Source organism: Prauserella isguenensis (assembly GCF_014191605.1).
GTDB lineage: Bacteria > Actinomycetota > Actinomycetes > Mycobacteriales > Pseudonocardiaceae > Prauserella > Prauserella isguenensis.
Window position 1 is genome coordinate 571,189 of sequence record NZ_JACHWU010000001.1, and the last position, 15,195, is coordinate 586,383.

Below are 15,195 nucleotides of genomic sequence, written 5' to 3' on the forward strand. Positions count from 1 at the left end.
TGTGCGGAACCCGTGAATGCCGGGACCGCGGAACATCCGCCCACGCGGATCGTTGACCGCACATGCTGCGGATGACGGTCGAGCCGACAGCCCTGGTGGTGATCGCGGGACTGCCGGGCTCGGGCAAGAGCACGTTGTTGCGCAGCGTCGAATCGGACACACCGTTCCTCGTGCTCGATTCGGACACCACCCGCGACCGGTTCGCGGACCGGCTGCCCGCGGGCGTGCCGTACGTCTGCTACCGGCCCGTGGTGCACCTGGTCCATCGGCTGTTGGTCAGCGTCGTCGTCCTGAGTGACCGGGGAACGGTCGTGGTGCACGACCCGGCGACCGGTGTGCCGACGCGCGCGTGGCTGGTCCTGCTCGGCGTGCTGAGCGGGCGGCCGCGACACTTCCTGTGGGTCGAATGCCCGCCCGACGACGCGGCCGCGGGCCAGCGCGCGCGGGGCCGCGTACTGCGCAAAGGCTCGTTCGCCCGCCACCTGCGGCGACTGCCGCGGGTCCACGCCGCCCTGCGCACCGGCCCGCGCGGCTGGCACACCACCACCGTCGTCGACCGCGACGCCGCAGTCGGGGGTCTGCAGCTGCGGGCACGCCGTGCGATGTCCTAGCTCACGCCTGTCCGCTCCTGCCGCCTGCGCACGGTCTTCACAGTCGGTCCCGCGATCAGCGCGACGACGAGCAATCCGTACAGCACCAGCGCGATCGGGCTGGCGAACAACACTCCGACGTCGCCCTGGCTGATCGCCATGGCGCGGCGCAGTTCCGTCTCCGCCAACGGTCCGAGGATTACGCCGATCAGCACCGGTGCGATCGGAAAACCGTGCCGCCGCAACAGGAAACCGAGCGCGCCGACGGCGTACAGCAGCACGACGTCGACGACCGAACTCTTCGCCGTGTACACGCCGAGCGTGGCGAACACGACGATGCCGGCGTAGAGGTAGTTGCGCGGAATCCGGAGAAGTTTCGCCCAGATCGGCGCGAACGGCAGGTTGATGAGCAACAGGATCACGCTGCCGATGAACAGGCTCGCGAGCAGTGCCCAGATCAGCTCCGATTCCTCGGTGAACAACAGCGGACCGGGCTGCATGCCGTACTGCTGGAACGCACCGAGCATGATCGCGGCGGTCGCCGACGTCGGCAGTCCCAGGCCGAGCAGCGGCACCAGCGAGGTGGCCGTGGTGGCGTTGTTGGCCGCCTCCGGTCCCGCGACGCCCTCGATCGCGCCGTTGCCGAACTCGCTGTCGCCCCGGCGTTGCGCCAGGTTGCGCTCCGCGCCGTAGGACAGGAACGTCGGGATCTCGGAACCGCCCGCGGGGATGATGCCGAACGGGACGCCGAGGGCCGTCCCGCGCAGCCACGGCCGCCACGAGCGTCCCCAGTCGCGACGCGACATCCACGGCCGTCCCGGCGTGACCGTCTGCGTGGCGGGCGTCTTGTGCGCGGTCGACGCCACGTACAGCACCTCACCGATCGCGAGCAGTCCGACGGTGACGACGACGATGCTGATGCCGTCGAGCAGCTGCGGCGATCCGAAGGTGAACCGCACCGCGCCGGACTGTTCGTCGATACCGACCAGTGCGATCGTCAACCCGAGCCCCAGCGAGGTGAGGCCGCGCAGTTTGTTGCCGGACACGATCGCCGCCGTCGCGACGAAGGCGAAGATCGCCAGCGCGAAGAAGTCGGCCGGGCCGAAGCTGACCGCGAGATCCACCATCACCGGCGAGAAGAACACCACGAGCGTCACGGCGATGATGCTGGCGACGAACGACCCGATCACCGCGGCTGCGAGTCCCTGCGGCGCGCGGCCGTTCTTGGCCATGGGGAAGCCTTCGAAGGCGGTGACCATCGACGAGCTCTGGCCGGGTGTGTTCAGCAGGATCGCGGTCGTCGCGCCGCCGAACTGGCCTCCGAAGTAGACACCCGCGAACATGATGAACGCGCCGGTGGGTTCCAACGTGAACGTCAGCGGCACCAGCAGTGCGACCGCCATGGCCGTGCCGAGACCGGGCAGCACGCCGACGGCCGTGCCGAGCACGACGCCGATCAGGCACCACAGCAGGTTCTCCGGCGTGAGCGCCTCGGCGAACCCGCTGCCGAGCAGCGACAGGGTTTCCACTCAGACCACCGCCCCGAGGATGCCGGCGGGCAGCGACATGCCCAGTCCCGCGGAGAAGGCCAGCTGCGCCACCGACGACATCACGAACGCCACGCCGAGATCGCGCAGCACGTTGCGACCGCCGAGCGCGTAGGACACGCCGAAGAACAGGCCCGCACCGGCGATCAGCCATCCCAGCGGTTCGAGCAACACCACGTGCAGCACCAGCGTCGCGGCCACCAGGCCGAACGGTTTCCAGTCGATCGCGGGCGGAACGTCCGATTCGGACGCCGCCTCGCCCCGACCGGCGGCACCGTCGGCCACGTCGTCGGCGTCGGCCTTGTGCGTGTCGGTGGTGCCGACAGCGGCCGTGTCGGCGGGAGCCCCGCGAAGGTGCTGCACGACGAGCAGTGCACTCAGCACGAGCAGCAGCCCGGAGACGATGTACGGGAAGAACTGCGGGCCGAGGAAGGCGCCGTTGTCGGGGACGTCCATCGTCACCGTGCGGACGCCCACGACGACACCGATGACGGCGACCGTGCCGGCGACGAGCAGCTCGCCCCGCGGTTTACGGCCACGCGCAGTGCTCCGTGGAGTTGTCGTGGTCGTCATGCCAACCCCAGCTCCTCGCTGATCTCGGTGATGCGGGTGGTCTCCCGTTCGACGAACCGCTCGAACGGCTCGCCCGTGAGGAACGTGTCCTCCCACTCCTGGGTCTTGAGCGTGTTCTGCCACTGCTCGGTCCCGTGGACCTGCTTGAGCAGGTTCTCCAACTCGGTCCGCTGCTCGTCGGACAGCCCGGGCGGTGCGACGACGCCGCGCCAGTTGGCCAGTTCGACGTCGACGTTCTGCTGCCGGAACGTCGGGACGTCGATGCCGTCGACCGGTTCGGCGGCCGACAGTCCCAACGCCCGCACCTCGCCGCTCTCGATCTGTGCCGCGAACTCGTCGTATCCGGAGACGCCGACATCGAGGCTGCCGTTGAGCAGACCGGCCACCGCCTCGCCGCCGCCCGCGTACGGGATGTAGTTCAGTCCGCCCGGGTCGGCACCCGCCTCGTCCATGAGCATGCCCGCGAGCAGGTGGTCGGTTCCGCCGACCGATCCACCACCGACCGCGACGGAGCGAGGGTCGGCGCGCCACCGGTCCAGCAGATCGTCCAAGTTCTTGATCGGCGAGTCGGCGGGCACGACGACGACCCCGTAGTCGTTGGCCAGCCGGGCGATCGGGGTCACGTCGGTGAGGTCGTTCGGTGCTCCGGTGGCGACGATCGATCCCATCATGACCGTGCCGGTCATCATGAGCGTGTCACCGCGCCCGACCTGGTTGGCGACCCTCGCGAGTCCGATCGAACCGCCCGCACCGGGCACGTTCAGCACCTCGGTGGTGTTGACGTATCCCTTGTCATCCACAACGGACTGGATCTCCCTGCCGACGCTGTCCCAGCCGCCTCCCGGTGCGGCGGGAACCGTGATGTTCAGCCGGTCCCGCGGGCCCGAACCGCCCTCCGCACCGGTCACGACGTCGACCACGGCGACGCCGACGAGCGCGACGGTGGCGGCGATCGCCGCCACACGCACCAGCGGTCTCATCGCTCGTCGCCCGGAGCTCGTACTGCTCGGCGAGGGACTCGCGGTCATGGTGCTCCTTCGCGTACGTCATCGGGCGCGGTGTCGGTCCACGGAGTCCACCAGACGGTCGAATCGGACCGCACAGCGGATCGTGCGCTACGATAGAGATCGACCACGTCCACGACAAGGTCCGCGCAGGAGTTGATTTCGCGTGCCCACCACCGACGCCGCCCCGGAGGACGACACTCCGGCCGGCGGCGCTTCCTCACCGGTCCGCAGTGTGGCGCGCGCACTGGACCTGCTGGCGCTGTTCACCGAGGACAACGCCACGTGGACCGTGCGGGAACTCACCGAGACCAGCGGACTGGCCAAAACCACGGTGCTTCGCCTCGTCGACACGCTGCAGCAGCGTGGCCTCCTGTGGTCCGGTGAGCAAGGCCGGATCTCGGCGGGCCCCGGTCTGCTGCGTTGGGCCAACCTCGCCCGGACGACGTGGCAGGTGCCCGAGCAGGCCCGGCAGGTGATGCGAGACCTGTCCGACTCCTGCGGCGAGACCGTGAACCTCTACGTCCGCTCCGGCGCGACCCGGATCTGCGTGGAACAGCGGGAAGGCCGCCGCAGCGTGCGGCACATCGTGCGCGTCGGCGACGAACTCCCGCTGTGGGGCGGCGCCGCGAGCAAGGTGTTGCTCACCGGGGCCGACGACCGGGCACTCGCCGCGGTGGCGGCTCTCGACCCCGCGGGACGGACCGTCGACGGGTTGCGTGCCGAGGCCGCCGAGGTGCGGGAGCACGGCCACGCCGTCAGCCACGGCGAACGGGAGGTCGGCGCCTCCGGGGTCGCCGCGCCCGTGGTCGACGCCGACGGCGCAGTGCTCGCCGCGCTCGCTCTCGGCGGGCCCACTCCGCGGTTCACCGACGAGGCGGTCGCGGAGTTCACCGTGGCGGTACGGGACGCCGCACGGCGCATCTCACGGATCGGCATCGGAGGACGAGCGTGACCGACGGACTGTTGCACGGCGTGCGGGTACTCGACCTGACGAACGTCCTCGCCGGCCCGTACGCCAGCTACCAGCTCGGCCTGCTCGGTGCGGACGTCGTCAAGATCGAGACACCGGAAGGCGGTGACCTCGCCCGCCAGCTCGGCGCCGACGCGGAGCTGAACGAGGCACACCTGGGCACGTCGTTCCTCGCACAGAACGGCGGCAAGCGGTCGCTGACGCTGAACCTCAAGAGCGCCGAGGGCAAGGAGATCTTCGCCGGGCTCGTCCGGGGCAGCGCCGTCGTACTGGAGAACTTCCGGCCCGGCGTGCTGGCCAGACTCGGCTTCGACCGGGACCGGCTGCACGACCTCAACCCGCGGCTCGTCTACTGCGCCATCTCGGGATTCGGGCAGCAGGGTCCGATGGCCGACCGGCCCGCCTACGACCAGATCATCCAGGGCCTGTCCGGAATGATGAGCGCCACCGGAACGCCGGAAACGGCACCGCTCCGCGCCGGGTACCCGATCTCCGACACGCTCGGTGGAATGGCCGCCGCGTTCTCGGTGTGCGCCGCGCTGACGCATGCGGAACGCAGCGGCGAAGGCGCCTTCCTGGACCTGTCCATGATGGACACCGCGATGACGGCGATGGGCTGGGCGATGTCGAATTACCTGATCGCCGGTGTCGAACCGCGGGCGATGGGCAACGAGAACGCCACCGCGGCCCCGTCCGGCACGTTCCGCACGGCCGACGGCCACCTCAACATCGCCGCGAACAAGCAGGAGCAGTTCGAAGCGCTGTGCGCCGAGATCGGTCGTCCGGAGCTGGCCGGCGATCCGAGGTTCGCCGCCCGCGAGGACCGGAAGGCCAACCGCGACGCACTCCGCGAAGAGGTGGAGGTCGGCCTCACCGCACGGCCTGCGGCGCACTGGGAACGGGCGTTGTCCGCGGCCGGGATCCCGGCGGCACGGGTGCTCGACGTCCCGGAGGTGCTGGAGCTGGACCAGGTCCGCGAGCGGGAGCTGGTGCACGAACTGCCGTTCCCCGGCCGCGATTCCGGCACGGTGCGTGTCCTGGGCAGCGGCGTGCAGGTGGACGGGAAGGCCGCCGCACCGAGCGGTTCGCCACCGCTGCTCGGCGAGCACACCGACGAACTGCTCGCCGAACTCGGCTACGGAACCGCCGAGATCACCGAACTGCGCAGCGCTGGAGTGGTGTGACCGTGGCAGGCGACAACAGCGACAACGACGACAACGGCAACACCGGCGACAACCGCAACGGCAACGTCGGCACCGACGGCGGCGGACGTGACGAGGCTGCGGCCTACTGGGCGACGAACCTGGTGCGCATCCGGCCCGGCGAGATCGCGCTGCGCGGCTATCCGATCGAGGAGCTGATCGGCAGGTTCTCGTTCGTCGACATCACCTGGTTGATGGTGCGGGGCGAGCTGCCGACACCGCCGGAGTCGCGATTGCTGGAGGCGGCGCTGACCGCGGCGGTGGACCACGGCCCGCAGGCGCCGTCGATCGCGGCCGCGCGCATGGCCGCCACGTGCGGCGTCGGCCTCAACAACGCGATGGCCACGGGCGTGAACCTGCTGGGCGATGTGCACGGCGGCGCGGGACAGCAGTGCATGGAGGTGTTGCAGGACGTCCGCGACCGCGCGCCCGGAGCGGGGTCCGTCGAGGCGGCCGTCGAGCAGGTGCTGGCCGAACACCGCTACGTGCCCGGATTCGGCCACCGCTTCCACCCGCGGGACCCGCGCCGTGACCCGCTGCTCGGCCTCGTCGAGCAGGCCCGTGACGACGGCGTCGTGGCCGGTGAGCACCTCGCCGCGGCCGTCGAACTCGAACGGCAGCTGGCGCTGAGGTCGAGCAAGCCGATCCCGATGAACATCGACGGCGCGACGGCGGTCATCTACGGCGAACTCGGGTTCACGCCGGAACTGGCGCGGGGCCTGTTCGTGCTGTCGCGATCCGTCGGCATCCTCGCGCACGCCTGGGAGGAACGGCAGACCGGAACGAGGATCAAGGGACCGGTACCCCGCTCCGTGCTCGCCGACTACACCGGACCCGACCTGCGCGAACCGCCCCGCTGAACGGACCCGCGATCCGGCATGGACCGACAGCCGGGCCCGGCGGCGAGCTATGCCGCGACGCGGTGGCGACGTCCGTTCCGGCGTCGCCACCGCGTCTTACGGCCCGTAGGAAGCGTCACGCGTCGGCGCTTTCGTTCCGCTTCGGCATGACATAGCTGCTTACGAAACCGACGAGTCCGAAGGCGACGCCTGCCGTGATGCTGGGGGTCAGCAGCGTCTCCGCAGCCCACGAAACCCACTCGGCCTGCATGAGGACGACGCCGGCCAACTGGACACCGACGAGCACTGCCGCCATGGCGAGGAAGACGAGCAGGGTCACGATGAACGCTGCTCGGCACACGACCTGTGCGCGTTGTGTGGTGACGGTCATTCGGAATCCTTTCCGGGAACGGGTCGGGTCAGGACAGAACCGGGAGCAGACCCCAGGCGATCAGGCAGCCGATGAGGGTGATCGGGACCATGTAGTAGGCGATCAGGGGCAGGAACGTCTTCTCGGCTTTCGCGCCGGTGAGCCCGGAAGCCACGAAGATCGACCCGGAGGCGGGCGGCGAAGCCCCTTCCGTCGAGGCGAACACGAGAATCGCCGTGACGGCCAGCACAGGGTCCACTCCGACGGAGACGAGCGCGAACAGGGAGACCTGGCCGACGGCCGTCAGCGTGGCGGTCGACGACAGCGGACCCGCGATGACGGCCACGAGAACACCCACGATCAGGGCCGTGACGTACTTGTCCAGCTGCAGGCCGTTCAGTACGGCGTCGATGTCGTCGGCGAGCCCCAGCTCCCCCAGGACCACACTCGCGGCGACAGCGAAGTACAGCAGCGCGCCGATGTTGGAGAAACGCGGCATCGCCGTGGTGAGCCATTCACCCCATGCCCGCCCCCCGCGGGGGAGGGTGTTCCTGCCGACGACGAGTGCGAGGGCCGTCACCAGGACCGGGATCCAGGTGAGGATCGAGATGTCGTCGATGGATTCGCCGAGCGGGCTGCTGGTGATGAGCAGGTGCGCGACGGGGCCGACCGTGATCGCGATGGGCACGAGCGCGCCGAGAACGATGACGAGTGCCGTTCCGCCTTCCCTCAGGGCTCGGCGCAGCGGCTGCAATTCGTCGGCGGGTGCGCGGTGGATGCCGTCCTTCCTGACGAAGTAGGAGATGAGCAGAACCCGCCACAGCAGTTGGTAGAGCCCCGCACACATCAGCGATAGATAGATCTGCCCGGTGGTCACCATGGACCCGGCGAAGCCGATCATGATGACCATCGAGGCACTCGGCGGCAGAGCGGCCCCTTGCCCGCCGTTGCCTGCCATGACGGTGGCACTGCGTTCCGGCGTCCACCCGGTGCGGACCATCCAGGGGCCGGTGAAAGCCCCGGTGGCCGCGGTGTTGCCGGAATTGGACCCGGACAGCGCTCCCATGACGGCCGAGCCCGCGGTGTCGACCAGTGCGGGACCTCCGCGGACACGGCCCACGAGGGAATTGAGAATCGTCAGCAGCTTCTGGATGAGCCCGGTGCGGTCGACGACGTAGGCCATGAACACGAAGGCCAACGCCGCGTAGAGCACCTCCTCCTCCAGTGCGGACCGCAGGCCGGTGAGAAGCACGTCGGGTGCAGCGGTGCCGCCGAACGCGGCGGTGGTGAGCAGGCCGAACAGCATGGCCTCGCCCATGTTCCGCTTGAGAACGACGTTGAAGACGATGATGACGGTGATGAACGCGCCGAGCGCGAGCAGTGCGGTGGGCATGGGGAATCCCCTCTACGGCGGTGGAGTGGGGTGACGGGTGACGCGGTCAGCCGGCGCGTTCGCCGATGATCCGTTCGTAACGCGCGGCTTCGTCGGCGACGACGGCGCGGGTGGCCGCGAGGACTCGTTCGGCGTCGTGCTGCGGCACGACGATGACCCCGTCGGCGTCCGCGACCACGATGTCGCCGCGGTGCACGACGACCCCGCCGACGGACACGTCGGTGCCGAGGCGGGACGGACCCGACTTGTACGGGCCTGCGGGCGAAACCCCGACCGCCCATACCGGAAAGCCTGCTTCTCGTAGGGCGTCGACGTCGCGCACGGCGCCGTCGATGATCATGCCCGCGATGCCACGGTTCATCGCACGATGCGCGATCAACTCGCCCATGAGGGCGCGACCGGAATGACCACCACCGTCGACCACGAGCACGTCACCGCGCCCGGCCGTGGCCAACGCCTCGTGGATGCCTTGGTTGTCGCCCGGGCGGCAGAGCACGGTAAACGCCCGTCCGACCAGTCGCGCCCCCGTCCACATGGTGCGCACGCGCGGATCGACCACGCCCAGGCGATCGCGCGCGTCCCCGATCGCTGCGGTCGGCATGTCGGCGAAGCCGGCAAGCAGGTCGCCCAGGCTCCGCTCCGGTTCGAGGCTCAACGCGCGGTGCCGATTCGCCGCACCTGTGGTGGCGAGGGGCGCCACGCCGAGCGTGGCGAGCAGCTCAGCGGCCGCCTCGGTTTCGTGAGAGCGGCGCAGGGCATGCTTGCGGGTGCCGTTGTCAAGCCGGTCGAGCGCCTGTTCCCCTCCGACGAGCGCATCCGCGATCTGCGTGCGGACCCATTCGGTCTCACCCGCCGCCGAACCTGCGTCCATGGCCTCGGCGATGACCGCGCCGAGCCCCTTCATGAACACCGTGCGGAGGATTTTCCGCCGGGATGCGGCCCCCGGCTGTCCGCCGATCGCCTCCACGGGAGCGCCCAATGTGCGGAACATCGTCGCTGCCGCGTCGGACCCGGGCCCCGACACGAGGAGAGCCGTCGCCGCACCGAAGCGGGGCACGGAGCCGATCACCGCGACATCGGCGAACTGCTCCGACGCCGACCCGAGGGCGGCCGCGACATTCCGTTTGCATTCCGGCGACGCGGCATTGAGATCGGCGTACACCGAGCGGGCTTCCAGTTTCGGCGTGACCTCTTCCGCAACGGCCACCGCGTGGGCGGCGGTCACGAGGCTCACCACCAGGTCGACGTCGTTGACGGCCTCCCGCGCGCTTGCGGCCCGGCTCACGCCTTGCGGCGTCGGTACGTCACAGGGGTCGAACCCGATAACGGTTGCGCCGGCCGCGACGAACCCTGCCGCGTAGATGGCTCCGGCCTCCCCCAGGCCGAGCACTGCGATCCTCATCGATCCATCCTAATTATCACTGTATGAAATATCCATTCACTTAGTGAGAGTCTTGATTACGGCGAGACTGAAGGTCAAGACTTCCGGCGGAAAAATGAGTTAAGTTCTCATACAGTGATACTGTTGCGGGATGAGTCCAGCGAAACCTTCAGCAGAAGGCACCCAGAGTCAAAGTCCGATGCGCTCGGTACATCGGGCGTTCGACGTGCTCAAGGTCCTCGAGCTCGCGCAGCAACCGCTGCGGCTCACCGATATCGCGCAACGCACCGCCCTCCATGTGGCCACGACACAACGGCTGGTGGGCGTGCTGACCGACCACGGCTACGCGAGCCGCCACGCCAACGGCTACACGGCCGGACCCGCCGCACTGTCCACAGCGCACGCCTTCGCCACGACGAGTCCGCTCCGCCTGGTGGCTCGCCCCGTCCTCGAGGAGGTCGCCACGGCTACGGGTCTCACGGCGTCCCTCTACGTGCGCGTACAGGACACCCGAGTCCTCATCGACCGGGTCGAGGGCGGTCAGCGGCCGCACTACTCGCTGCCCATCGGTGAGCGACTGCCGCTGTACCCAGGCGCGGCAGGCAAGGTGTTTCTGGCCGGCGACCCCGACAACGACCTCGGGAAGATCGCGGACGAGCTGCAGCCGATCACCTTCGCCGACGGGACCGTCCTGGACGCATCCGCCATCCACTCCGACCTGCAACGCATTCGCGACAACGGATTCGCGACCTCGGTGGACGAACGTCGTTTCGACACCACCGCTGTGGCCGCCCTCATCAGGGACACGGCAGACCGTCCGCTCGGATCGATCGGCCTCACCGGCGCGACGCATTCGCTGGGCGATGTCGGCGCGGGAGCGTTGCCCGCGGACGTCCGCCGCGCCGCACAGGCTATCGGCAGCCGCGTACCCGCAGGTGCCTGACAACGATCTCGACCGGCTGTCCTCGCGCCGTCACCGGTCGAGATCGAACGCAACCCCCGCACGGTCGGCAACGCCACGAGGCGCAGTTCGGCAACAGGTCGATCGCGTCGTCGAGATCGACCTCGGACTCCCCGCGAGCGGAAGAACGTGGGATCGAGAGCGAAGAAGAAGTGGCCGATGTTGTGCCCCCGGGTCCAACCCCTTTCGGCCACGCCGACCGCCGCGGCCCGTACGGCGATCACTCGGCCGCGGCGCTCCCCTGCCGGTCGGCAGGCCCCGCCCACTCGAGGATTCGATAGTGCAGCCCGGTCGACGACTCGTGCCACGGCCCGGTGGAGTCCGGCGGCGTGCCGATGTCCGGCGCCGTCGTGTCGCCGTCGAAGTGTTCGCGGATCTCGGTGACCACGACGCGGTCGGCGATCGGCAACGCAGCCCGGTACACCGCCGCGCCGCCCATGACCCACACGTCGCCCGACGCCGCATCGAGCGCCTGCGCCAGGTCGGAGAACGTCTCGGCGTCGTCCTGCGGGGTGCGGGACAACACGAGGTTGCGCCGTCCCGGCAGGGGCCGGAACCGCGGCGGCAGCGACTCCCACGTGCGGCGGCCCATGAGCACCGTCGCACCCTCGGTCACGGCACGGAAGTGCTTGAGATCCTCGGGCAGGTGCCACGGCATGGTGCCGTCACGCCCGATGACGCCGTTCGCGGACTGCGCCCAGATCAGCCCGATCACACCGCCACCGGCGCCTTGATCCCGGGATGCGGGTCGTAGCCCTGGATCTCGAAGTGCTCGTAGGTGTAGTCGAACAGACTGTCCGCCGGCTTCAGGGCCAGCGAGGGGAACGGACGCGCCTCGCGAGAGAGCTGCGTATGCACCTGTTCGAGGTGGTTGTCGTAGATGTGGCAGTCACCGCCGGTCCAGACGAAGTCACCGACCCGCAGGCCCACCTGGTCGGCGATCATGTGCGTCAACAGCGCGTAGCTCGCGATGTTGAACGGAACGCCGAGGAACAGGTCCGCACTGCGCTGGTACAGCTGGCAGGACAGCTCGCCGTCGGCGACGTAGAACTGGAAGAACGCGTGGCACGGCGGCAGCGCCATCCGCGGGATGTCGGCGACGTTCCACGCCGACACGATGATCCGCCGGGAATCGGGGTTCTCGCGGAGCGTGCGGAGCACCTCGCTGATCTGGTCGATGTACTCGCCGTCCGGCGTCGGCCACGACCGCCACTGCACGCCGTAGATCGGCCCGAGGTCGCCGTCCGGCGCGGCCCACTCGTCCCAGATCGTGACGCCGTTCTCCCGCAGCCAGTTCACGTTGGCGTCGCCGCGCAGGAACCACAGCAGTTCGTAGGCGATCGAACGGAAGTGGACCTTCTTCGTCGTGATCAGCGGAAACCCGTCGGACAGCCGATAGCGCAGCTGGTGACCGAAGATCGACCGCGTGCCCGTGCCGGTGCGGTCCGCCTTGTGGGCACCGCCCTCCAACACGTGCTGAAGCAAGTTCTCATACTGCGTATCCGGCATGCCCCGATCGTAGGCAGCCGCGCGAAGCGTGTCCGGTTGGGCGGTGGTGGGCGACGGGCGGGCCGTAAGGACGAGCGCGGGGCATCATGGCCCCATGGCGGAACACGCGGTCGTGGTGGGCGGCGGAATCGCCGGGCTGGCCACCGCCGCCGCGCTACGGCGCCGGTCGTGGCAGGTCACGGTGCTGGAGCGAAAACCGTCGATCTCCGAGGTCGGTGCCGGGATCACACTGTGGCCCAACGCGCTTCGGGCGCTCGACGCACTCGGCCTCGGTGAGCGGATCCGTCGCCTCGGGCTGGTGCAGGCCTCGGGTGGGATCCGCGACAGTCGCGGCCGGTGGCTCACCCGAACCGACACCGACGCGCTGGCCGCCCGGTTCGGCGACGGCATCGTGATCGTCGAACGCGGCGAGCTGCTGACCACTCTGCGGGAGGCGTGCCGCGACGTCCGGATTCGCACCTCGGCGGAGGTACGCGCCGTCGACGCGGACGGCGCCGACCCGGATAAAGCCGTGATCCTCGGCAACGGCGAATCCGTGCGTGGCGACGTGGTGATCGGCGCCGACGGTGTGGGGAGCGCGGTGCGCGGGTCGCTGTGGCCACGCGCCAGGGTCCGCTCGACCGGCATGCTCGCGGCCCGGTTCATCGGCCGGCTCGCCGACCCCGGCGACGTGGAGGGTGGTGAAAGCTGGGGGCGCGGCGACTACGCGGGGCTCGCGCCGTTACCCGACGGGCGGCTCTACGTCTTCCTGGTCGTTCCCGTGGCCTCGGGCGTCCCGTCCGGGCCCGGCGAGGCGCTGCCGTGGCTGCGTCACCGGTTCTCCTCCTGGCACGACCCGCTGCCGCGGCTGCTCGCGAGTGTCGAACCGTCGCAACTGCTGATCAACGAACTCGCCGACCTTGCGCCACTGCGCACCCTGGTCCATGGGCGAACCGTCCTGGTGGGCGACGCCGCCCACGCCATGACCCCGAATCTCGGCCAAGGCGCGTGCCAGGCCCTCGAGGATTCCGTCGAGCTCGCGAGCGCCCTCGCCGCCGGAGCGGATCGCGACCCCGCCCAGCGGCTGCGGGTCTACGACCGTCGACGGCTGCACCGCGTGCATCGGCTGGCGCGCCGCTCCCGCAGCGCAGGAAGGGCGGCAGGGATGCGCGGCCGCATCACGACCACGGTCCGGAACGCACTCGTCGGCGCCGTCCCGGAGGCCCTGACACTCCGCGCGTTCGACGCCACGCTGGACTGGACACCGCCCTGAGCGGTTTCGCGAGCGGGCGTGGAGCTAGGCCGCGCGTCGAGCCGGCCACCGGCGGTCATCGCCTGTCCTCGCGGGGTTACCCGCCCGGCCGAGCCGTGTCGCCGGGCCAGGCGATGCCCAGGTCCTCGGCGAATCCGGTGGCGATGCGTTCGAGGACGTCGCGTTGCGTGCGCAACAGCTGGTTCTCGACGCGCAGCCATTCCAATTCGGCGCGTTCGTCGTCGTTCGGCTGTGGCCCACCCGGCCGCGGCCGCTCGTTCCCGGTCATACCTGCAGCTTTCGCCGGTGGTCAGCGGAGCGGGTCGAACTCGTGGAGCGCGTCCGGCCGTTTGCCGGTCACGATCTGCTCGGCGAGCAGACGCCCGGTGGCGGGACCCTGCGTCAGGCCCCACATGCCGTGGCCTCCCGCCGCGTACACGTTGGGTGCGTTCGTGGCGCCGATGATGGGCTTGCCGTCGTGGGTGACCGGGCGGGCGCCGACCCATTCGTCGGTGCGTTCCTCCCAGCGGACCCCGTTCAGCAGCGGGCGGGCCGATTCGACGACGGCGTCGATCCGCGCGGGGTCGAGCGCATCGTCCACGCGGCGGAACTCCATGGTCCCTGCGACCCGCAACGCACCCTGATACGGCGTGCAGGCCACGCGGATCCCCGGCAGGTACATCGGACCGGTCACCGGCTCGTCGGTGGGCACGGTGAACGAGTAGCCACGACCGGCGCGGACCGGCACCCGGATCCCGAACCGGCGACCGAGCCGGCTGAACCACGCACCGCCCGCCAGGACTGCGACGTGCGCCGACACCGTGGCCGACTCCGTCGACCTCAGCGTCACGGCTTGATCGTGGGGCCGCACGCCGGCCACGTCGAAACCCTCGCGGATGACACCGCCTCGGGCGCGCACGGAGTCGGCGAGCGCCCCCGCGAACCCACCCGGGTCGATGTAGCGCTGCCCGTCGAGGCGGACCCCTTCGCCGAGCCGGTCGGACGCCTGCGGCAGGCGGTCCCGCAGCTCACCGGCGCTCAGCCGCTGGTACGAGACGTCCTGGCCCGCGTCGCCGAGCCGGTCGAACTCGCCGGTCAGCACGGCGGCCTGGTCGTGGTTCTCGAAAGCGGCAGTGATCGGAGCGTGCACCGCGTGGGTGTCCACACCGCCGGCGGCGAGGGTGTCGTAGGCCTTCAAGCTCTCGACGTTGAGCGGCAGGTTCGCGCGGGCCACGCGGTCCCAGCCGCTCGTGGTGCAACGCGCGGCGAAGCGGAGCAGGAACCGCCAGAGCGCCGGGTCGATCCTGGCCGGTACGTGCAGGGGTGCCGTGCGGTCGAACAGCGAGCGCAGCCCGTAGCGGAGCACGCCGGGGTCGTTGAGCGGCAGCGCCAGCCCCGGCGAGAGCCAGCCCGCGTTGCCCCAGGACGCACCCGCGGCCACGCCCCGGCGGTCGACGACGGTCACCTCGACCCCGTGTTCCTGCAGGAACCAGGCGGTCGACAACCCGACCACGCCTGCTCCGACGACGACCGCCGTCCGCGGGTGATCGGAGCTGCCTGCGGCGTTGAGCATGAGTACCTTCCCGTGTCCGGTCCGACTCCTGTGAGCATGACCGAACCGG

At 70.1% G+C, this 15,195-nt stretch carries 16 protein-coding genes; 6 read left to right on the top strand and 10 right to left on the bottom strand.

The window, feature by feature from the left end; genetic code table 11:
- The first annotated feature begins 71 nt into the window (after positions 1–71).
- The gene (locus FHS23_RS02655) at positions 72–611 is read left to right on the top strand and encodes a P-loop nucleotide/nucleoside kinase family protein (protein ID WP_246381280.1); all 540 of its coding nucleotides are present in this window, start codon (positions 72–74) and stop codon (positions 609–611) included.
- On the opposite strand, the gene FHS23_RS02660 is transcribed toward FHS23_RS02655, so the two are convergent.
- From FHS23_RS02660 to FHS23_RS02670, 3 genes are read right to left on the bottom strand one after another with little or no spacing between them, the layout of a single operon-like run.
- Positions 608–2,119, bottom strand: a complete 1,512-nt coding sequence (locus FHS23_RS02660; RefSeq protein WP_183647162.1) for a tripartite tricarboxylate transporter permease — start codon at positions 2,117–2,119, stop codon at positions 608–610. The two genes, FHS23_RS02655 and FHS23_RS02660, sit on opposite strands and share 4 nt — an antisense overlap.
- A complete protein-coding gene (locus FHS23_RS02665; RefSeq protein WP_183647164.1) occupies positions 2,120–2,710 on the bottom strand; it encodes a tripartite tricarboxylate transporter TctB family protein in 591 nt (196 codons plus the stop codon).
- The gene (locus tag FHS23_RS02670) at positions 2,707–3,690 is read right to left on the bottom strand and encodes a Bug family tripartite tricarboxylate transporter substrate binding protein (RefSeq protein ID WP_183647166.1); all 984 of its coding nucleotides are present in this window, start codon (positions 3,688–3,690) and stop codon (positions 2,707–2,709) included. The genes FHS23_RS02665 and FHS23_RS02670 overlap by 4 nt, the downstream gene beginning before the upstream one ends.
- A 190-nt stretch (positions 3,691–3,880) precedes the next feature.
- On the opposite strand from FHS23_RS02670, the gene FHS23_RS23665 reads away from it, so the two are divergent.
- From FHS23_RS23665 to FHS23_RS02685, 3 genes are read left to right on the top strand one after another with little or no spacing between them, the layout of a single operon-like run.
- Entirely contained in the window at positions 3,881–4,669 is a 789-nt protein-coding gene (locus tag FHS23_RS23665; protein ID WP_183647168.1) for an IclR family transcriptional regulator domain-containing protein, read from the top strand.
- Positions 4,666–5,871 (top strand): CoA transferase, encoded by a 1,206-nt coding sequence (locus FHS23_RS02680; RefSeq protein ID WP_183647171.1) that lies wholly within the window; start codon positions 4,666–4,668, stop codon positions 5,869–5,871. The genes FHS23_RS23665 and FHS23_RS02680 overlap by 4 nt, the downstream gene beginning before the upstream one ends.
- A gap of 2 nt (positions 5,872–5,873) precedes the next feature.
- Entirely contained in the window at positions 5,874–6,749 is an 876-nt protein-coding gene (locus FHS23_RS02685; protein ID WP_183647173.1) for a citryl-CoA lyase, read from the top strand.
- Positions 6,750–6,864: 115 nt separating this feature from the next.
- Here FHS23_RS02685 and FHS23_RS02690 read toward each other — a convergent pair whose 3' ends face one another.
- The 3 genes from FHS23_RS02690 to FHS23_RS02700 are packed head-to-tail and all read right to left on the bottom strand — an operon-like array spanning position 6,865 to position 9,893.
- Positions 6,865–7,119, bottom strand: a complete 255-nt coding sequence (locus FHS23_RS02690) for a hypothetical protein (protein ID WP_183647176.1) — start codon at positions 7,117–7,119, stop codon at positions 6,865–6,867.
- A gap of 28 nt (positions 7,120–7,147) precedes the next feature.
- Positions 7,148–8,491, bottom strand: coding sequence for a TRAP transporter large permease subunit (locus FHS23_RS02695; RefSeq protein ID WP_183647179.1), 1,344 nt, complete (start codon positions 8,489–8,491; stop codon positions 7,148–7,150).
- Between the two features lie 46 nt (positions 8,492–8,537).
- Positions 8,538–9,893 carry an RraA family protein gene (locus tag FHS23_RS02700; RefSeq protein WP_183647182.1) on the bottom strand — a complete coding sequence of 452 codons (1,356 nt, stop codon included), beginning with the start codon at positions 9,891–9,893 and terminating at the stop codon, positions 8,538–8,540.
- Between the two features lie 178 nt (positions 9,894–10,071).
- Here FHS23_RS02700 and FHS23_RS02705 point away from each other — a divergent pair, with 178 nt between their 5' ends.
- The gene (locus FHS23_RS02705; protein ID WP_183647185.1) at positions 10,072–10,815 is read left to right on the top strand and encodes an IclR family transcriptional regulator; all 744 of its coding nucleotides are present in this window, start codon (positions 10,072–10,074) and stop codon (positions 10,813–10,815) included.
- A gap of 238 nt (positions 10,816–11,053) precedes the next feature.
- Here FHS23_RS02705 and FHS23_RS02710 read toward each other — a convergent pair whose 3' ends face one another.
- Positions 11,054–11,548 carry a dihydrofolate reductase gene (locus tag FHS23_RS02710; protein WP_183647189.1) on the bottom strand — a complete coding sequence of 165 codons (495 nt, stop codon included), beginning with the start codon at positions 11,546–11,548 and terminating at the stop codon, positions 11,054–11,056.
- Entirely contained in the window at positions 11,545–12,342 is a 798-nt protein-coding gene (locus FHS23_RS02715) for a thymidylate synthase (protein WP_183647191.1), read from the bottom strand. Before FHS23_RS02715 ends, FHS23_RS02710 begins: the two co-directional genes overlap by 4 nt.
- A 94-nt stretch (positions 12,343–12,436) precedes the next feature.
- Here FHS23_RS02715 and FHS23_RS02720 point away from each other — a divergent pair, with 94 nt between their 5' ends.
- Positions 12,437–13,594 (top strand): FAD-dependent oxidoreductase, encoded by a 1,158-nt coding sequence (locus FHS23_RS02720; protein ID WP_183647195.1) that lies wholly within the window; start codon positions 12,437–12,439, stop codon positions 13,592–13,594.
- Positions 13,595–13,670: 76 nt separating this feature from the next.
- Here the strand turns inward: FHS23_RS02720 and FHS23_RS02725 are convergent, their stop codons facing one another.
- Complete coding sequence (locus FHS23_RS02725) at positions 13,671–13,862, bottom strand: hypothetical protein (RefSeq protein ID WP_183647198.1); 192 nt, start codon at positions 13,860–13,862, stop codon at positions 13,671–13,673.
- Positions 13,863–13,883: 21 nt separating this feature from the next.
- Positions 13,884–15,146, bottom strand: a complete 1,263-nt coding sequence (locus FHS23_RS02730) for an NAD(P)/FAD-dependent oxidoreductase (protein WP_183647201.1) — start codon at positions 15,144–15,146, stop codon at positions 13,884–13,886.
- Positions 15,147–15,195: the final 49 nt, after the last annotated feature.